Source organism: Bacillus massiliigorillae, from assembly GCF_000380245.2.
Classification (GTDB): domain Bacteria; phylum Bacillota; class Bacilli; order Bacillales; family DSM-1321; genus Bacillus_AD; species Bacillus_AD massiliigorillae.
Window position 1 is genome coordinate 773,878 of record NZ_HG428741.1, and the last position, 16,306, is coordinate 790,183.

Here is a 16,306-nt window from a genome sequence, read left to right on the forward strand (position 1 = left end):
AAGGAGTGTCACGATTATGGTCAGAGGTATACTTATTGCAGTTCTTGTTGTTGTCTGTGCAGGAACGGCATTCTGGGGCTATCAAGAACATAAAGAGAAAAATGCAATATTAGTACAAGCAGAAAACAACTATCAACGTGCATTTCATGATTTAAATTATCAAATGGATTTATTGAACGATAAGATTGGAACTACTTTGGCGATGAACTCTAGAAAGTCTTTATCTCCAGCATTGACGGATGTTTGGCGTATTACTTCTGAAGCGCAAAGTGATGTAGGAACACTACCTTTATCGCTAGTGCCGTTTAATAAAACCGAAGAATTTCTTTCGCAAATTGGAGATTTTACGTATCGCACGGCTGTAAGAGATCTTGAAAAAGAGCCTCTCTCTGATGAAGAGTACAAATTACTGCAAAGATTGTATGAGCAATCAGGCGACATTCAACAGGAACTTAGAAAAGTTCAGCATCTTGTTATGAAGAATAACTTAAGATGGATGGATGTTGAAATGGCTTTAGCTTCTGGTAAGGAAGCGAGTGATAACACAATTATTGATGGTTTTCAAACGGTAGAAAAGAAAGTTAGTGGTTATTCAGAAGCGTCTCAATTTGGCCCTACACATGTAAGCAATAAACAAAAAGATGAGCGCTTTCGAAATATTAAAGGTAAAGAGATAAGTAAAGAAGAAGCAATTGAAATCGCTAGAAAGTTTGTCCCGTTTGGTAAAGATGCCAAGGTGACCATTGAGGAAAGTAGAAAAGGATCTGATTTTAAATTTTATAGTGTTACTCTTTCAGACCCGAAATCAAATACTCAATTAGATTTAGATTTAACAAAAGTAGTTGGGTATCCAATTATTTTCATGAATAATCGAAAAGTAGGAGAAGCGAAGATTAGTCTAAACGAGGCATCAGAAAAAGCGATGGAGTTTTTGAAAAAGCAAAACTATACATCGATGGAATTGTTCGAAAGTACACAGTATGATTCTGTAGGGGTTTTCAACTTTGTTTATGTTGAGAATGGTATTCGTGTATATTCTGATTCGATTAAAGTGAAAGTAGCATTAGATAATGGCGGAATTATTGGCTATTCAGCTGAAGAATATTTACAAACAAATAAAAAGAGAGAATTACTAAAGCCGAAAATTCCATTAGAACAAGCGAAAAAGAAATTAAGTCCGAAATTAAAGATAATGGAAGATCGACTTGCCATCATTACAAATGATTTAGGTAAAGAAGTACTATGCTACGAATTTATGGGTACAATGAACGATGATACGTATCGCATATTTATTAATGCTATGACTAATGACGAAGAGTTAGTTGAAAAGATGGATGAACACGAATCCTCTTATGAAGATATGATATAAATTTGAGATTTTTTGCTTTTTTTGGAAAGGAGAGGTATAACAGTACTTTTCCTTTTTTTTTATTTCTGTCATAATATAGAAAATGGAGGTTAGTTATTTTAGACTAGGAAGAGTGGGGAATAGAATGAAAATTGGAGATAGCTTACTACTTGTGCCGAAATTTTCTTCGCAAACGGAAAAATATCGATCGAAAATATTGGAAATAAGTGATCATTCGTTTTTTATAGAATATCCGATAAATATTTTGACACATAATGTTATGTTTTTGATTGATGGGACACAATTACAAGTAAGTTATACGGGTGAAGATGGTTCTATTTATGAATTTGATACGGTGGTAATTGGAAGAATGACATCCCCGGTTCCTATGGTTCATTTGAAGTATCCAGAGAAGGTGTCATATAGTAATTCGGATGAATCAATGTATATGTTTGATACCGATGTGCTAAGAAGACTGAAAGAAAAGAATAATATCAATAGTGCGGATGCTGTCAAGCTTAGGGAATTTGTAAGAGTAGAAACACCCGTAGAGGCAATAGTAAGCAGTAAGAACAGTGGATTTAAAACCTTCGAAAGTATAACGAAAGATATAAGTGCGGGAGGAGCTGCAATTTATATTTCAAAAAACCTACGCTTGCATCCTGATACAATTATCTCAGTTGTTTTTTTATTACCAATGAAATCAGGTAAAACGGAAACAATCGAAGTTGATTGTAAAGTAATTAGATTAGTAGAGCAAACAGATTATAAAAAGAATGTGCTTGCAGTTCAATTTTTGAATAACAAATATGACGACCAGCAATTATTAATTCGTTTTTGTTTTGATAAACAATTGGAGTTGCGAAATAAAGCGCGCAGATAAGTGTATATTAACAACGTTTCTTTACCATACTGAAATGTAAAAAAGTTGGTGAAGACGTGAAAAAAATCGAAGCTATTATAGCAAAGCTAATCATTATACAATTTCTATTTTTATTGTTTTTTCAACTTGTATTTCACCGTACTGACTCCTTTCTTGAACTTAAAAAGCTGGCGAAATATGAAGGCGTTTACATTGATAACTATTCTTTAATTGTAGATGTTTTGCAAAATAATGTTGATAAATAAAGCCTCAGCGAAGTTACTGCTGAGGCTTTATTTGGTTATATTAATAATAAGCTCATCATAAGTGTTTTGAAAAACGCACTGATGAAAATATAGTTTTATGTTAGAATAGATAAAGGATTTTTTAAGATTACCTTATTAGGTATTAGGCATTAGGAGGAATTATGAAAAAAAATATATCAGTAGCTATCGACGGACCAGCTGCAGCTGGTAAAAGCACTGTAGCTAAGATTGTAGCAGAGTATTTTTCTTTTGTGTATGTTGATACAGGTGCTATGTATAGAGCTCTTACTTTAAAGGCTCTACAAAATAATATAGATGTGAATGATGAACAAGCATTGTATAAAGTTTTACTTAACAGTCAAATTGATTTAAAACCAAGTGAATCAGGTCAATTGGTATTCCTGGATGGCAAGGATGTTACTAATGAAATTCGTAGTGCTGAAGTAACGAATTCTGTTTCAGCTGTGGCTAAACACGCAGCTGTACGTGAAGAAATGGTCAAAGTTCAGCAGGAATTAGCAACAAGTGGTGGAATTATTATGGATGGAAGAGATATTGGAACGCATGTCTTGCCGAACGCAGAACTAAAAGTCTTTCTTGTAGCAAGTGTTGACGAAAGAGCGTTAAGACGTCATCAAGAAAATGTATCTAAAGGATTTCCTTCTGATTTAGACCAGCTTAAGCAAGAAATTGCTGCTCGTGATAAATTCGATTCTGAAAGAGAAGTTGCTCCATTAAAGCAAGCGGAAGATGCTGTTTTACTTGATACTACTTCTTTAAATATTCAAGAAGTTGCGGAGTATATTAAGTCTCTTATAAAAGAAAGGGCTTTGTAATATGAATCTTTATTCTTTTGCTAAAAATTTAGTGTACGCACTTCTAAAGCCGATTTATCGTTTCAAGGTGATTGGGAAGGAAGATTTTCCTAAAGAGGGCGGTGTTCTTCTCTGCTCGAATCATATTTCTGCATTAGACCCACCTGTAGTTGGAATTAATGCTCCAAGACCTGTTCATTTTATGGCGAAAGAAGAATTGTTTTCTGCACCTGTTTTAGGAAAATTGTTACCAGGCTTAAACGCTTTCCCTGTAAAAAGGGGGATGAGTGATCGTGAAGCGCTAAGAAAAGGTTTAGGGTTGTTAAAAGAAGGGAAAGTATTAGGGTTGTTTCCTGAAGGGACGAGAAGTGAGACTGGAGAATTAGGTAAAGGGCTGGCTGGCGCAGGTTTTTTTGCTTTACGTACAGATGCAGTTGTAGTTCCTTGTGCAATCATTGGACCGTATAAACGTTTTAAGCGATTGAAGGTGGTTTATGGTAAACCAATTGACTTATCTACTTATAAAAAAGAAGGTAAAAAATTAAATGCAGAAGAAGCTACTGAAATTATTATGAATGAAATTGCCATACTAATAAAGACGAATAAGTGAGTCACTTCACTTGACAAAAATACTAAAGTATAAGAATTTTAAACAATAGGATGTTGATTCCGATAAATATGACAGCTATTGAAGCAATCTCTCATTTTTTAGTTTATACTAGAGAATGTAACATGCCGATTAAGAATTTGACTTGTTGGTGTTAGGAGATAAAACAAAATCAATAGTATTGAAAACACTTTTAGCAGTCATGGGTAAGGAGGAGTACATATAATGGATGAACAATATGTAGTGAAAGACTATCAAGTAGGCGAAGTTGTAAAGGGTATTGTAACTAAGGTGGAGGATAAGCAAGTTATTGTTGCAGTTGAAAACAGTAAATGTGATGGTATTATTCCAATTAGTGCATTAAGTAGTCTACATGTAGAGAAAGCGTCGGAAGTAGTTTCTGAAGGCCAAGAATTAGAGCTTGAAGTCACGAAGGTTGAAGAAGAAAGCTTAATCCTTTCAAAACGTAAAGTTGATGCTGCGAAAGCATGGGAAACTCTCTATCAAAAATTTGAACAACAACAAATTATTGAAGCCGAAGTGAAAGATGTTGTTAAAGGTGGTTTAGTCGTTGATCTTGGAGTAAGAGGATTTGTTCCTGCTTCATTAGTTGAAGATCATTTTGTTGAAGACTTTACTGATTATAAAGGCAAAACGTTAACATTTAAAATTGTTGAAATAGAAAAAGAAAATAATCGTTTGATTTTGTCTCATCGTGCTGTTGTACAAGATGAAAAGCATAAATCAATGAAACATCGATTAGAAGAAATTCAAGTAGGGCAGGTTCTTGAAGGTACAGTTCAACGTTTAACAAATTTTGGTGCATTTGTTGATATTGGTGGAGTAGATGGTCTTGTTCATATTTCTCAACTATCATATCAACATGTAGATCAACCATCAGATGTTGTTGCTAAAGGTGACAAAGTAAAAGTTAAAGTATTAGCTGTAAATCCTCAAGAAGAGAGAATTTCGTTATCGATTAAAGATACTTTACCTGGACCTTGGGATCAAATTAGCGAAAAATGCGCAAAAGATACAGTTCTAGAAGGTACAGTTAAACGAATTGTTTCGTTTGGTGCATTTGTTGAGGTTTTCCCAGGTGTTGAAGGACTTGTTCATATTTCACAAATTTCACATAAGCATATCGCAACTCCTCATGAAGTACTGAAAGAGGGTCAAGTTGTCCAAGTGAAAGTATTGGAAATAAATGAACAAGAACAAAGATTATCTCTAAGTATGAAAGCATTAGAGGAAAATGATTCAGAAGAAAATTTTTCTTATGAGCTACCTGAAGAAACAACGGGTTTCCAATTCAGTGACGTTATTGGAGACCAATTGAAAAAATTCAAAAAATAATATGGTGATTTAATTTGTCAAGAATGAGACGTAAGTTAGAACATATTGAATATGCCCTTCAAACGGGGCAAAGTAGATTAACAGGTTTGGATGATATACAATTCGTTCACGTTAGCTTACCGCAAATGTCTCTTGATGATGTCAATCTTCGTACAAAAATTGGTGAACTTACTTTGAGTTCACCAATTTTTGTAAATGCGATGACGGGTGGCGGTGGAGAACAAACAAAAGTAATCAATCGTGATATGGCTATAGCAGCTAGAGAAACAGGAATTGCTATGTCTGTTGGTTCACAAATGGCGGCACTCAAGGATGATTCTCAACAATCTTCATATCGTATTGTTCGCGAAGAGAATCCAAAGGGAGTAGTAATTGGTAATCTTGGTGGTGAAGCAAATTTAGAGCAAGCCAAAAGAGCGGTGGAAATGTTAGATGCGAATGCACTTCAAATTCACATCAATGTCATTCAAGAACTCGTTATGCCAGAAGGTGATCGAGATTTTACTAATGTTTTAAAGAATATCGAAAGCATTACTTCACAACTTCAAGTTCCTGTTATAGTGAAAGAAGTAGGTTTTGGAATGAGTCGTGAAACAGTCGCTTCATTAGTGGATGTCGGTGTTAAGTATGTAGATATAAGTGGCTTTGGCGGTACGAACTTTGCAAAAATCGAAAATCAACGTCGAGCGCGTCTACTTAATTACTTTAATTCATGGGGGATTTCAACAGCTGCATCAATTGTGGAAGCTACTCAAATTCCGTCCGTTCATGTTCTTGCTTCTGGTGGCATTCAAAATGGAATGGATGTTGCCAAGTGTTTAGCGCTTGGAGCGAATGGAGTTGGTATTGCTGGATATTTCCTTAAAGTATATAGGGATGAGGGTGTAGAGGCATTAGTGAACGAAATCAACACTGTGCACGAAGATTTAGCGATTATTATGACTGCTCTAGGTATTAAAGGTATTGATGAGTTTAAACAAGTACAAAAAGTAATCAAAGGTGACACCTACCATTGGTTAAAGGAAAGAAAGCTAACGTTATAGTATTTGAAATTAACTATTTAGAAAAATGAGAAAAACTATTGACATTTTGATTGCATTACCTTATTATGGTTATAGAGTTAATAAACATATTAAATTTACTTTCTGATAGAAATAGCCTTTTATCAGATCAAGTAAAATGAATGAACGTAATGAACTTTAAAAAAGACTGCTTAATCTGTTAAACTTTCGAGAAATCGAAGCATATCCGCAGAGACAAGGCCAGTGATATCTCTATCTTTTATAAGACGGGATATTACTGGCTTTTTTTGAACCAGTTTTTCTTAATGTAGAAGGTTAATCATACAAAATCTTTAATAATTAGGAGGAAAAAGCTATGTGTCAAAGTATACTTGCTGCTGGTTGCAAAAATTGTGGAGGATGCAAAAATTCAAGTAAAGGTAACGGAAAAAGTAAATAAATAGGGATGATAAAATGTCTCAGTTTAAATAATGAACATTCTGATTATTTTGATATTTTGGTATAAAATTCTATTTGGTAAATGAAAATGTAGAGGACTACAATAAAACCAATGCAATTAGGATTATATGCGGTTAAATTATTTTTTTTAGTCAGAAAATTATTGACAATTTGGTTTGATAGTTGTTATATTAATAACATTAAGATGTTAAAAACATTGTTGGTACATATCGTGCTTTGTTTTTAATCTAATTAATATAATTAACTGTCAAATCTAATTGACTCTGTTGGATAAGCAGGGCATGCCTAGATCAAGGACCAGTTATATTAATGAATAACCCACCATAAATATGGTGCTTTATTTGTTGGTGTAATTGGTTTTTTTATTTTTTGCGAAGCTTTTATTTATTTTAGGAGGGTTTAAATATGGGAAATACAAATATTACAACAAAATCGGCTGAATTAGCGGCAAGACGTGAGAAAGCTGTACCACAAGGTCCATATCATGTAACAGGATTTTATGCAGAGACTGCACAAGGTGCAATTATTAAAGACGTGGACGGAAATGAATATATTGATTTCGCTGGTGGTATCGGTATCCAAAATATTGGTCATAACCATCCAAAAGTAGTGAAAGCAGTTAAAGATCAATTAGATAAATTTATTCATACATGCTTCCATGTAGCGCCTTATGAAAGCTATGTAGCTTTAGCTGAAAAATTAAATGAATTAACACCAGGAGATTTCGAAAAGAAAACATTGTTTGTAAACAGTGGTTCTGAAGCTGTTGAAAATGCAATCAAAATTGCTCGTAGTTATACAGGTAAAAAAGGTGTTATTTCTTTTGATCGTGCTTATCATGGTCGTACATTATTAACATTAGGTTTAACAAGTAAAGTAAGACCTTACAAACATGGTTTTGGTCCATTCCCAACTGATACTTATCGTATGCCATATCCTTACTACTACCGTAGTGAAGAAGGAATCAGCAATGACCGTGTAGATGATATGATTCTAGAAGATTTCAAACACTTCTTCAAAGCAGAAGCATCTACAGATGATATTGCTGCAATCATTTTAGAACCAGTACAAGGTGAAGGTGGTTTCATCGTTCCTTCAACTCGTTTTGTTCAAGGGTTAAAACAAATCTGTGAAGAAAACAATATCCTTTTCATTGCTGATGAAATCCAAACTGGTTTCTGTCGTACAGGTAAATTATTTGCAATTGAAAACTTTGATGTAGCTCCTGATTTAATGACAATGTCTAAATCTTTAGCAGCTGGTATGCCTTTAAGTGCAGTAACAGGTCGCGCAGAAATTATGAATACGCCTCTTGCTGGACAACTTGGTGGTACTTTCGCAGGTAGCCCACTTTCATGTGCTGCTGGACTTGCTGTTCTTGAAGTTATTGAAGAAGAAAAGCTTGTTGAAAGAGGAGCTTGGGTTGGAGAGAAAATCAAAGCTAAATTTGATGAGTTTGAAGCTAAATTCGACTTCGTTGGGGAGTCTCGTGGTTTAGGTGCAATGCGCGCTATTGAATTAGTAAAAGATAAAGGAACGAAAGAACCTTATAAAGAATTAGTAGATGCTGTTGTTAAAGAGTCTTGGAAACAAGGTTTAATTTCTTTAAGTGCTGGTATTAATGGCAACGTTCTTCGCTTTTTACCACCTGTAACGATTACGGAAGAGCAACTTGATAAAGGATTATCTATTTTAGAAAACGTTCTAGTTCAAGAAGCTGCAAAGTTAAAGTAATAATTTAATAGGGGGGTAATAATGGTGAATAATCTTAATTATATCGGCGGACGTTGGTCTGAAGGTTCTACTGGAAATAGATACGAGCATTTTAATCCAGCTAATCCATCTGAAAGTCTTGGGTTTACTGAAATGTCATCTCTTGGAGATGCGGAAGAGGCGGTAAAAGTAGCTAACACTGCTTTTGCTGATTGGAAAAATCGTTCATCAGTAGAACGTGGAGAATATTTACGTAAAGCTGCGGATTTATTAGAAGCGAATGTAGAAGAAATTGCGGCTTGTGCTACGAAAGAAATGGGTAAACGTATTGTTGAAATGCGTGGTGAGGTTCTTCGTGCTGCCACTATCTTACGTTATTATGCACAAGAGGGTACACGAAAAATTGGAGATGTAATTCCATCTTCGAATCCTAATAATACATTATATACAGTTCGTGAGCCACTTGGTGTTGTGGCAATGATTACACCTTGGAATTTCCCTGTTGCGATTCCTGTATGGAAGATTGCTCCTGCACTAGTGTATGGAAATACGGTAGTGTGGAAACCTTCGCAAGAAACAGCTATTACTGCTGTTAAAATTGCTGAGATTTTTGAAAAAGCAGGCCTTCCTAAAGGTGTTCTGAATTTAGTGAATGGTAGTGGAAGCTTAATTGGGAATGCTTTTGTTGAGCATCTTGATGTTAAAGCAGTTTCATTTACAGGTTCTAATGCTGTTGGTAAGACAATTGCTTCTAAGGCTGTTGAAACAGGAAAAAAATATCAACTTGAGTTAGGCGGAAAGAACCCACTTGTTGTTTTAAAAGACGCTGATCTTGATGCAGCAGCAAAAGCAGCGGTTGAAGGTTGTATGAAACAATCTGGTCAAAGATGTACAGCAACAAGTCGTGTATTTGTTGAAGAAGCGATTTATGATGCTTTCATGGACAAAGTTCTTGGATTTGTTCAAGATATTAAAGTTGGGGATGGAATTCAAGAGGCTATTACAATGGGACCTGTTGCATCTAAAAACCAATTTGAGACGGTTACTTCTTATATTAAGAAGGGTCTTGAGGAAGGTGCGACTTTATTCTATGGTGGTAAAACACTTGATGCACCTGAGTATAATGGTGGTTACTTTATTGAGCCAACAATCTTTGAAAATGTTACAAATGACATGACAATTGCTCAAGAAGAAATCTTCGGACCTGTTTTTGTTGTTATTAAAGTAGCAAATTATGAAGAAGGTTTAGCTCAGGCTAACGATACGATTTATGGCTTAAGTGCTTCTTTATTCACAACTGACTTAAATAAAGCATTCCACTTTGCTAAAAACAGCGAAGTAGGCTTAGTTCAAATCAATGGTGAGACTGGTGGAGCAGAACCACAAGCGCCGTTTGGTGGAATGAAAGAATCTAGTTCTGGTACACGTGAGCAAGGTACTGCCGCTATGGAATTCTTTACAGCATACAAAACAGTAACTATTACTACTAAATAATATTTAGAGAGCTAAAGAGCCGTGTTAAAAGTGTGTTTCAATCACTTTTTGCACGCCTCTTATGCTTTTTTTAGTATTTAAAAGTAGGTTAAGTGACTTCGATTTTACCTACTAACCTGGATGTCTTTTGAAAAAACCTCATTATTCTATATTCTTGTGTTTCTCCGTTTCATGTATATTAGGGTTCTTGACTTTCGTTTAATCTATGTTTTACTACCATGTTGGGGATTTGATGTGAGTGACAGTTTGAATGGGATGAAAAACTCTGAATAATCTTCTCTTATTAATGATTCTATTAAAAATAAAAAGTAACGTTTGTGTTTTTATGAAATGTAACATTGTATCCAAATGAAAAGTAGATTGGATACAGAAATCTATAGAATTTATTTTCAATACGACGTATCATGTGTCTTTAACCCTTGAAATAACAATAAATCCTAAAATTATTCATTTAATTTAAAATCTTCTAATAATTCTTGAAAATGGTTTTTGGATATGATAAACTTCAGATTGTATCCAATATTTCAACTATTTGTGTTAGTGAGGTGCCGCTATGGGAGAAAATTTGCCTAAAGATAAAGTTATGGTTCTTCATTACGTAACAAAAAACTTAAGGCAAGCAATTCTTGATGGAACATTAACAAGGGGAGAGCGGTTAATTCAAGAAGAATGGGCAATGAAGCTAAATGTTAGTCGTATGCCTGTTCGAGAAGCTTTAAGACAACTGCAAATGGAAGGTCTAGTTAAGATTGAACCACATAAAGGAGCCGTTGTGACGCCAATTACTACTGAAGATATTGAGGAAATATATTATATCCGCTCGATTTTAGAAGGAGTAGCAGTGGAGAAGTCGTTGCCACACTTAACGAAAGAGGACAAGCGTGAAATTGAATCTTTATTAGTAGAGATGGAGAATTTGGACTTCACAGAAGATACGAATGATCTCTATATTCATTTGAATGATCGTTTTCACAAGAAGTTAAGTGAAGGTTGTCCGTGGTCTAGAGTTAGAAATATGGTTGAAACTTTTGGGATTTTGCCGATAGCACCTAGTATATTGATTGATTATTATGAGGAAACACAAAAGGAGCATCGGCTAATATATGAAGCTGTTATGAGAAATGATGCAGCAGAATTACGTGCTGTAACAGAATATCATATTTTTAGAACGAAAAATAACTTAATCTCCTATATGGAGCAGTTAAAAAATGCGAAAAATGATGTAGAACTAACTAGTAAATAATAAAAATGTATAAATAGATGGGGGATTTTTTTATGTACGATTTTGCGATTGTTGGTGGGGGAATTGTAGGTTTATCTACAGGGATGGCATTATATGAGCGTTTTCCTAATGCTAAAGTGGTAGTTATTGAAAAGGAAAATGCAGTTGCTGATCATCAAACAGGTCATAATAGTGGCGTTATTCACTCAGGTATTTATTATAAGCCAGGCAGTTTCAAAGCTCGATTTGCTAAAGCGGGAAGTAAATCAATGACTGAATTCTGTCAAATGCATGATATTGATCATGATATTTGTGGTAAAGTTATCGTTGCTACAACACCAGAAGAACTACCATTATTAGATAACTTGTATGAACGTGGGCTTGAAAACGAACTAAAAATTCAAAAAATTGGCGCAGGAGAACTTCATGAAATTGAGCCTCATGTTAATGGATTAGGTGCAATTCGTGTTCCGATGGCTGGTATAGTAAACTACCGCCAAGTTAGTGAGAAGTTTGCTGAAATTATTCGTTCAAATGGTGGAGAAATCAAACTTGGAACAAAAGTTGAAAAAATAGATGAGAAAAAAGATGATGTAACAATTGAAACAAGTAAAGGTACGATCAAAGCACGTATGATCATCAATTGTGCGGGTCTTCATAGTGACCGCGTTGCGAAATCTGCAGGCTATAAAACAGACATGAAGATACTTCCTTTCCGTGGTGAGTATTATAAATTAGTTCCTGAGAAAAGACATCTTGTTAAACATTTAATCTATCCTGTACCTAACCCTAAATTCCCATTCCTAGGCGTTCACTTTACACGTATGATTAGTGGTGAAGTAGATGCTGGTCCGAATGCGGTACTTAGCTTTAAACGAGAAGGATATAAGAAAACAGATTTCAATTTAAGAGATTTCACTGAATCTGTAACTTATAAAGGATTGTGGAAGATGGCAAGCGGTTTTGTGAAGGAAGGATTCGATGAGTATGTTCGTTCATTCAGTAAAGCTAAATTCGTTGAAAGCTTACAACAATTAATTCCTGAAATTCAAGCGGATGATTTAATCGCGGCACCTGCAGGTGTGCGTGCACAGGCATTATCTGATGACGGGAAAATGGTGGATGATTTCCATATTATTGTAGGTGCAAGCAGTATTCACGTATGTAACGCACCTTCACCAGCAGCGACAGCTTCTATTGAAATTGGGAAAGAAGTAGTAAGACGTATTCCGGTTCAAGCTCATTTAATTGAGGCATAATAGGTACGAGTAGTAAAATGGGAATGCGAAGTAGTACTATTCGTTAGCGAACAAGTTAAAGGGGTGTATTTTATAATGAATCCAAATATCATGTTTATTGCTGGTCACGCAAGATTACCACAAGGGATGGCAGCCAAAAGTGTATTTGATACGTTAACAATTACAGCGGAAGTGGATTTGAAATATGGTGTAATATTAGAGGCATCTTGTACTTTGGCAACAGATCATGGTAGAAATTTTATTAATCAGCTACTTAGAGGGATTAGCTTGAATGATGGAATTGAGAAGCCGATTGAATTAGTTCAGCATTATTATCGTGGTAAAGCAACAAATGCATTAGTGGCAGCGCTAAAAGATTTAGATCTTCATTTCCATCAAAAAAAAGCTGAAATAAAAATAGTAGATTAAAAGTTTTTAATATTTACACAATGAAAACTTTGTGTTAAACTATGGATAGTTAAAAAATATATATTCGCCTTCTGAATAACTTTCCTTTTCAAAAACGTGAATAATATTTTATAGAGCTGTTCAACATTAAAACAATTATACTTAAACTGTAATATTTACTATGACTCTATTTGTCTAGGGCAAGACAGTAAATAATAGCCAGTTGTACTATGTCTTATTTAAGCATGGTATAGCTGGCTATTTTTTGTTCTAAAAAGTTAACAGACACTATAATATCACACTGGAGGTTTTATCAATGACTGTTATCGAAAAAAGTGCAATGAAATTTGTTCAAAAAACAGAAGGGTTTGAAATCCTACCACATCCACAAAGTAATCGCTTATATCATATTGAAATTAGCGCTGACATTGTGAAGAAATTTTTAGAAATCATGAAAGAAGATGGCGTATCTTCTCAACGCCTTGAGTATACTCCGTTTGCACGTCAATTAGTAACGGATCGTCTATTAACACTTACAGGTTATGAATTAGGAGACATCGTAAGAGAAATCCTTAACGATCGTGCTTCTGGCGGATTCACTGTTGGAATGCAAGATGTAACTGAAGATAAAGAAGAGTTCTTATTCTTCTCAACTGCATTCTCTCACATGGCAGGTATGCCAAACTTTGATTCAATGACTGGTAAATATTACGCTAACTTCAGCGTTAAAGATACTGATGACAGTGACTCTTACCTTCGTCAAGCTTATCGTTTATTTACACTTCACACAGATGGTACTTTCGTAGATGAGCCAACTGATTGGTTATTAATGATGAAGCTAGAAGAAAGAAATGCTGTAGGTGGAGAATCACGTCTATTACACCTTGATGATTGGAAAGAGCTTGATAAATATGCGAATGATACAATTGGTTCACATAAATTCACATACAAAGCGCCAAGTTCAAAAAATGTAGGTCAAGAAATTGACAGAACAACTTTCTTTAAACAAAACAATAAACCATGTATTTGCTTTATCGATCAATTCGTTTATCCAGAAACAATTGAACAAGCTAAATACTTAAGTAATCTATCTGATTCAATGGAAGCAGACGAAGCTGTTATCGAATTGAAATTACCAGTAGGAAACTTAGTAATGGTTAATAATCTATTCTGGTTACATGGACGTGCAGCGTTCGAAAAGAACACAGAGTTATATCGTGAATTACAACGTCAACGTGGACGTTTCGTTCAATAATCTTAGTTATTTGATAAAAAGTAGTAAGTAATTTAGAATTTTATCTGATGCCATTAATTCCCCTTGATGACACCTTATAAATATAAAAGTATATGATTGAAAGAGGTTGACCATTGGTCAGCCTCTTTGTGTGTCATGAGTAAATAGGGCAGGTAAAGTATTGATAAACGCAGATGGATTATTTCATACTCCTGAGATTGAACGGGTCCAAGGTGTCTAATCTCTGTGAATTACTTAATAGGGGGTTAACACTGTTTCTAGTTATGCTGGTTCTGCTGTCGTGCTTCTTCTGGTGTGTCTAGTCTCGCTGCACCATTGTAATGGAGAGATTGATCACGATCGGATTCTACTCTTCTGCTGTTTTTTAGCTTTTTTTCTTGTCGGTCTTTGCCCATCGTTTACACCTCCTCTTAGTATTAATCTTTCATTGTTTATTGAAATTATTCGTATAAGCTAATAGCATTGTTTAATTCCACTCTTCCTGTCAATACTGGTTGATAGAAAGGAGTTGATTAAATGGAAGGTTTAATTTTCATTTGGGGAAGTTGGATTCTACTTGTAGTATTTGTTTTCTTTCTACATCATAAAGTATCTTCTCCGTTAATCGCTCATTTACTTATTATGATTTTTCTTTCTCAGTTCTATGTGTCATTAGACCCTATTTTTTTGAATGCTGCATTTATTTATTTGGTCATTATTGTTTGTAGATATATTGGATGTTTACCATATAAGGCACAATTTCATGTTATGATTGCTTCGTTTATATTAGCTTTATGTGAGGGAAGTTATTATTTCTTTTTAACTTTGGAGCCGCTATGGTTTGCTTGGATTCCGATGTGGGGTAGTAGTTTCTTGATGTTATACATTAGTATTTTACTTCTAAAGGATAATGGGCAGCGTATGATGGCTCTCTTTATGGGTATGGTAATAAGTGATTTATTACTGTTTATTGTTTATTTTCGAATAGGATTACCGTATGAATTATTTTCTTTATCATGGTTTGATCATATTGCGATTGTAGCGTTAGCTCTTCTCGTTTGGTATACGATTGAATCGATTGGGAATTATTTATTTGATGAGAGTAAACATTACCATAAGAAAGAGGTTTGATATGGATGGATAACTACTTTTTACCTATTGTAGTTGGAATTTGTGCGGGTATCATTACGAGAGTTTTTATGTTAAAGAGTGATTATCGTCAATATCCAACATATTTGCATGGGAAAATTATTCATTTAGCGCTTGGAGTCATTGCGGCTGGTTTAGGAAGTATTATTGTGCCTGCATTACTTTTGAAAGATTATACAGCGATTACTTTTTTAACATTGGCTGCTTCTCAGTTTAGGGACGTTCGAAATATGGAGAGAAACACGCTTACTGGCTTGGATCAATATGAATTAGTGAAACGTGGTAATACATATATAGAAGGAATCGCAATTGCATTTGAAGGTAGAAATTATTTAGTTATCTTTACTAGTATGTTAACGACTGCCGCTTATTTATTTATCAATATATGGGCTTCAATCGGAGTCGTTATATTGTGCATATTTATAAGCCGTGTATTGATGTCTGGTTCAACGTTAGGAGATATTTGTGATATTGAGTATTGTGAACTACGCTTTGATGGAGCGGGTCTTTATATCGATAATATTTATATAATGAATATTGGGCTTCCACAGCGTCAAGAAGAGATTTTACGAAATGGTATGGGATTTATATTAAAGCCAAAGAACTTTAACGTACGAACGACGATTGCTAATCTAGGACAACGTCAAGCTATACTACATGATGTATCTGTGGCGATGGGTGTTTATCGTGATTCGGGCACACCTGCACTTGTGCCATTAGCAAAAAGAGATTTAGATGATGGACGAGTAGGTGTTTTTATTTTGCCGCAAGAAAAAAATATAGAAAAAGCAAGAAAAGTAATAGGTAATGTCCCAACATTGGAGAATGCAATTCGATTACCGAGTAAAATAGATGTGGATAAGAAAGGAATTCTATAGATGGTTCTCGAAAAATATATATTAGCGGCTGTTACTATGAATAAATCTAAAGTACCAATAGCGCCCGCATTATTTCACTGTGATACAATAGAAGAAATGGATAGTTTTGCTGCTAATTTAGAAGCTATATTAGACGGAATTGCTCATAAATTAAGCGATGATGTCTATATAATCGTTAAGCATTAGTTGTGATGTTATTGTTGGATAGAAAAAAATTTGTTAATATAGGATAGTT

General features: G+C 34.7%; 17 protein-coding genes. 16 read left to right on the plus strand and 1 reads right to left on the minus strand.

All coding sequences use genetic code 11. The features are described 5' to 3' along the window. Positions 1-16: 16 nt before the first annotated feature. The 13 genes from ypeB to glaH all read left to right on the plus strand — a co-directional run bounded on the left by ypeB (position 17) and on the right by glaH (position 14,065). Complete coding sequence (ypeB, locus tag TX86_RS03605; RefSeq protein ID WP_042346336.1) at positions 17-1,369, plus strand: germination protein YpeB; 1,353 nt, start codon at positions 17-19, stop codon at positions 1,367-1,369. Positions 1,370-1,493: 124 nt separating this feature from the next. Next, positions 1,494-2,231 (plus strand): flagellar brake protein, encoded by a 738-nt coding sequence (locus TX86_RS03610; protein ID WP_042346338.1) that lies wholly within the window; start codon positions 1,494-1,496, stop codon positions 2,229-2,231. A 56-nt stretch (positions 2,232-2,287) separates the two neighbouring features. Next, positions 2,288-2,476, plus strand: coding sequence for a DUF5359 family protein (locus tag TX86_RS03615; RefSeq protein ID WP_042346340.1), 189 nt, complete (start codon positions 2,288-2,290; stop codon positions 2,474-2,476). A 161-nt stretch (positions 2,477-2,637) separates the two neighbouring features. Further along, complete coding sequence (cmk, locus tag TX86_RS03620; protein ID WP_042346341.1) at positions 2,638-3,312, plus strand: (d)CMP kinase; 675 nt, start codon at positions 2,638-2,640, stop codon at positions 3,310-3,312. 1 nt (position 3,313) lies between these two features. Next, positions 3,314-3,901: a lysophospholipid acyltransferase family protein gene (locus tag TX86_RS03625; RefSeq protein WP_042346342.1), complete on the plus strand. Its 588-nt coding sequence runs from the start codon at positions 3,314-3,316 to the stop codon at positions 3,899-3,901. 222 nt (positions 3,902-4,123) lie between these two features. Next, a complete protein-coding gene (rpsA, locus tag TX86_RS03630; protein WP_042346344.1) occupies positions 4,124-5,254 on the plus strand; it encodes a 30S ribosomal protein S1 in 1,131 nt (376 codons plus the stop codon). Between the two features lie 14 nt (positions 5,255-5,268). Continuing rightward, the gene (gene fni / locus TX86_RS03635; RefSeq protein ID WP_042346345.1) at positions 5,269-6,297 is read left to right on the plus strand and encodes a type 2 isopentenyl-diphosphate Delta-isomerase; all 1,029 of its coding nucleotides are present in this window, start codon (positions 5,269-5,271) and stop codon (positions 6,295-6,297) included. 843 nt (positions 6,298-7,140) lie between these two features. After that, a complete protein-coding gene (gene gabT, locus TX86_RS03640; RefSeq protein ID WP_042346347.1) occupies positions 7,141-8,469 on the plus strand; it encodes a 4-aminobutyrate--2-oxoglutarate transaminase in 1,329 nt (442 codons plus the stop codon). A gap of 21 nt (positions 8,470-8,490) precedes the next feature. Further along, on the plus strand, positions 8,491-9,942 hold the full coding sequence (locus TX86_RS03645) for an aldehyde dehydrogenase family protein (protein ID WP_042346349.1): 1,452 nt from the start codon (positions 8,491-8,493) through the stop codon (positions 9,940-9,942). 553 nt (positions 9,943-10,495) lie between these two features. Continuing rightward, a complete protein-coding gene (locus TX86_RS03650; protein WP_042346351.1) occupies positions 10,496-11,185 on the plus strand; it encodes a GntR family transcriptional regulator in 690 nt (229 codons plus the stop codon). Between the two features lie 32 nt (positions 11,186-11,217). Then, positions 11,218-12,423, plus strand: a complete 1,206-nt coding sequence (lhgD, locus tag TX86_RS03655) for an L-2-hydroxyglutarate dehydrogenase (protein ID WP_042346353.1) — start codon at positions 11,218-11,220, stop codon at positions 12,421-12,423. A 75-nt stretch (positions 12,424-12,498) separates the two neighbouring features. Continuing rightward, positions 12,499-12,831, plus strand: coding sequence for a DUF3870 domain-containing protein (locus TX86_RS03660; RefSeq protein WP_042346356.1), 333 nt, complete (start codon positions 12,499-12,501; stop codon positions 12,829-12,831). Positions 12,832-13,126: 295 nt separating this feature from the next. After that, on the plus strand, positions 13,127-14,065 hold the full coding sequence (gene glaH / locus TX86_RS03665; protein WP_042346360.1) for a glutarate dioxygenase GlaH: 939 nt from the start codon (positions 13,127-13,129) through the stop codon (positions 14,063-14,065). Positions 14,066-14,322: 257 nt separating this feature from the next. Here glaH and TX86_RS26065 read toward each other — a convergent pair whose 3' ends face one another. Next, positions 14,323-14,460, minus strand: a complete 138-nt coding sequence (locus tag TX86_RS26065; RefSeq protein ID WP_081707550.1) for a YpzI family protein — start codon at positions 14,458-14,460, stop codon at positions 14,323-14,325. A 121-nt stretch (positions 14,461-14,581) separates the two neighbouring features. On the opposite strand from TX86_RS26065, the gene TX86_RS03670 reads away from it, so the two are divergent. From TX86_RS03670 to TX86_RS03680, 3 genes are read left to right on the plus strand one after another with little or no spacing between them, the layout of a single operon-like run. Further along, on the plus strand, positions 14,582-15,175 hold the full coding sequence (locus TX86_RS03670; protein WP_042346362.1) for a YphA family membrane protein: 594 nt from the start codon (positions 14,582-14,584) through the stop codon (positions 15,173-15,175). A gap of 5 nt (positions 15,176-15,180) precedes the next feature. Then, entirely contained in the window at positions 15,181-16,071 is an 891-nt protein-coding gene (locus TX86_RS03675; RefSeq protein ID WP_042346364.1) for a YIEGIA family protein, read from the plus strand. Continuing rightward, positions 16,072-16,257, plus strand: coding sequence for a capping complex subunit for YIEGIA (locus TX86_RS03680; RefSeq protein WP_042346366.1), 186 nt, complete (start codon positions 16,072-16,074; stop codon positions 16,255-16,257). Positions 16,258-16,306: the final 49 nt, after the last annotated feature.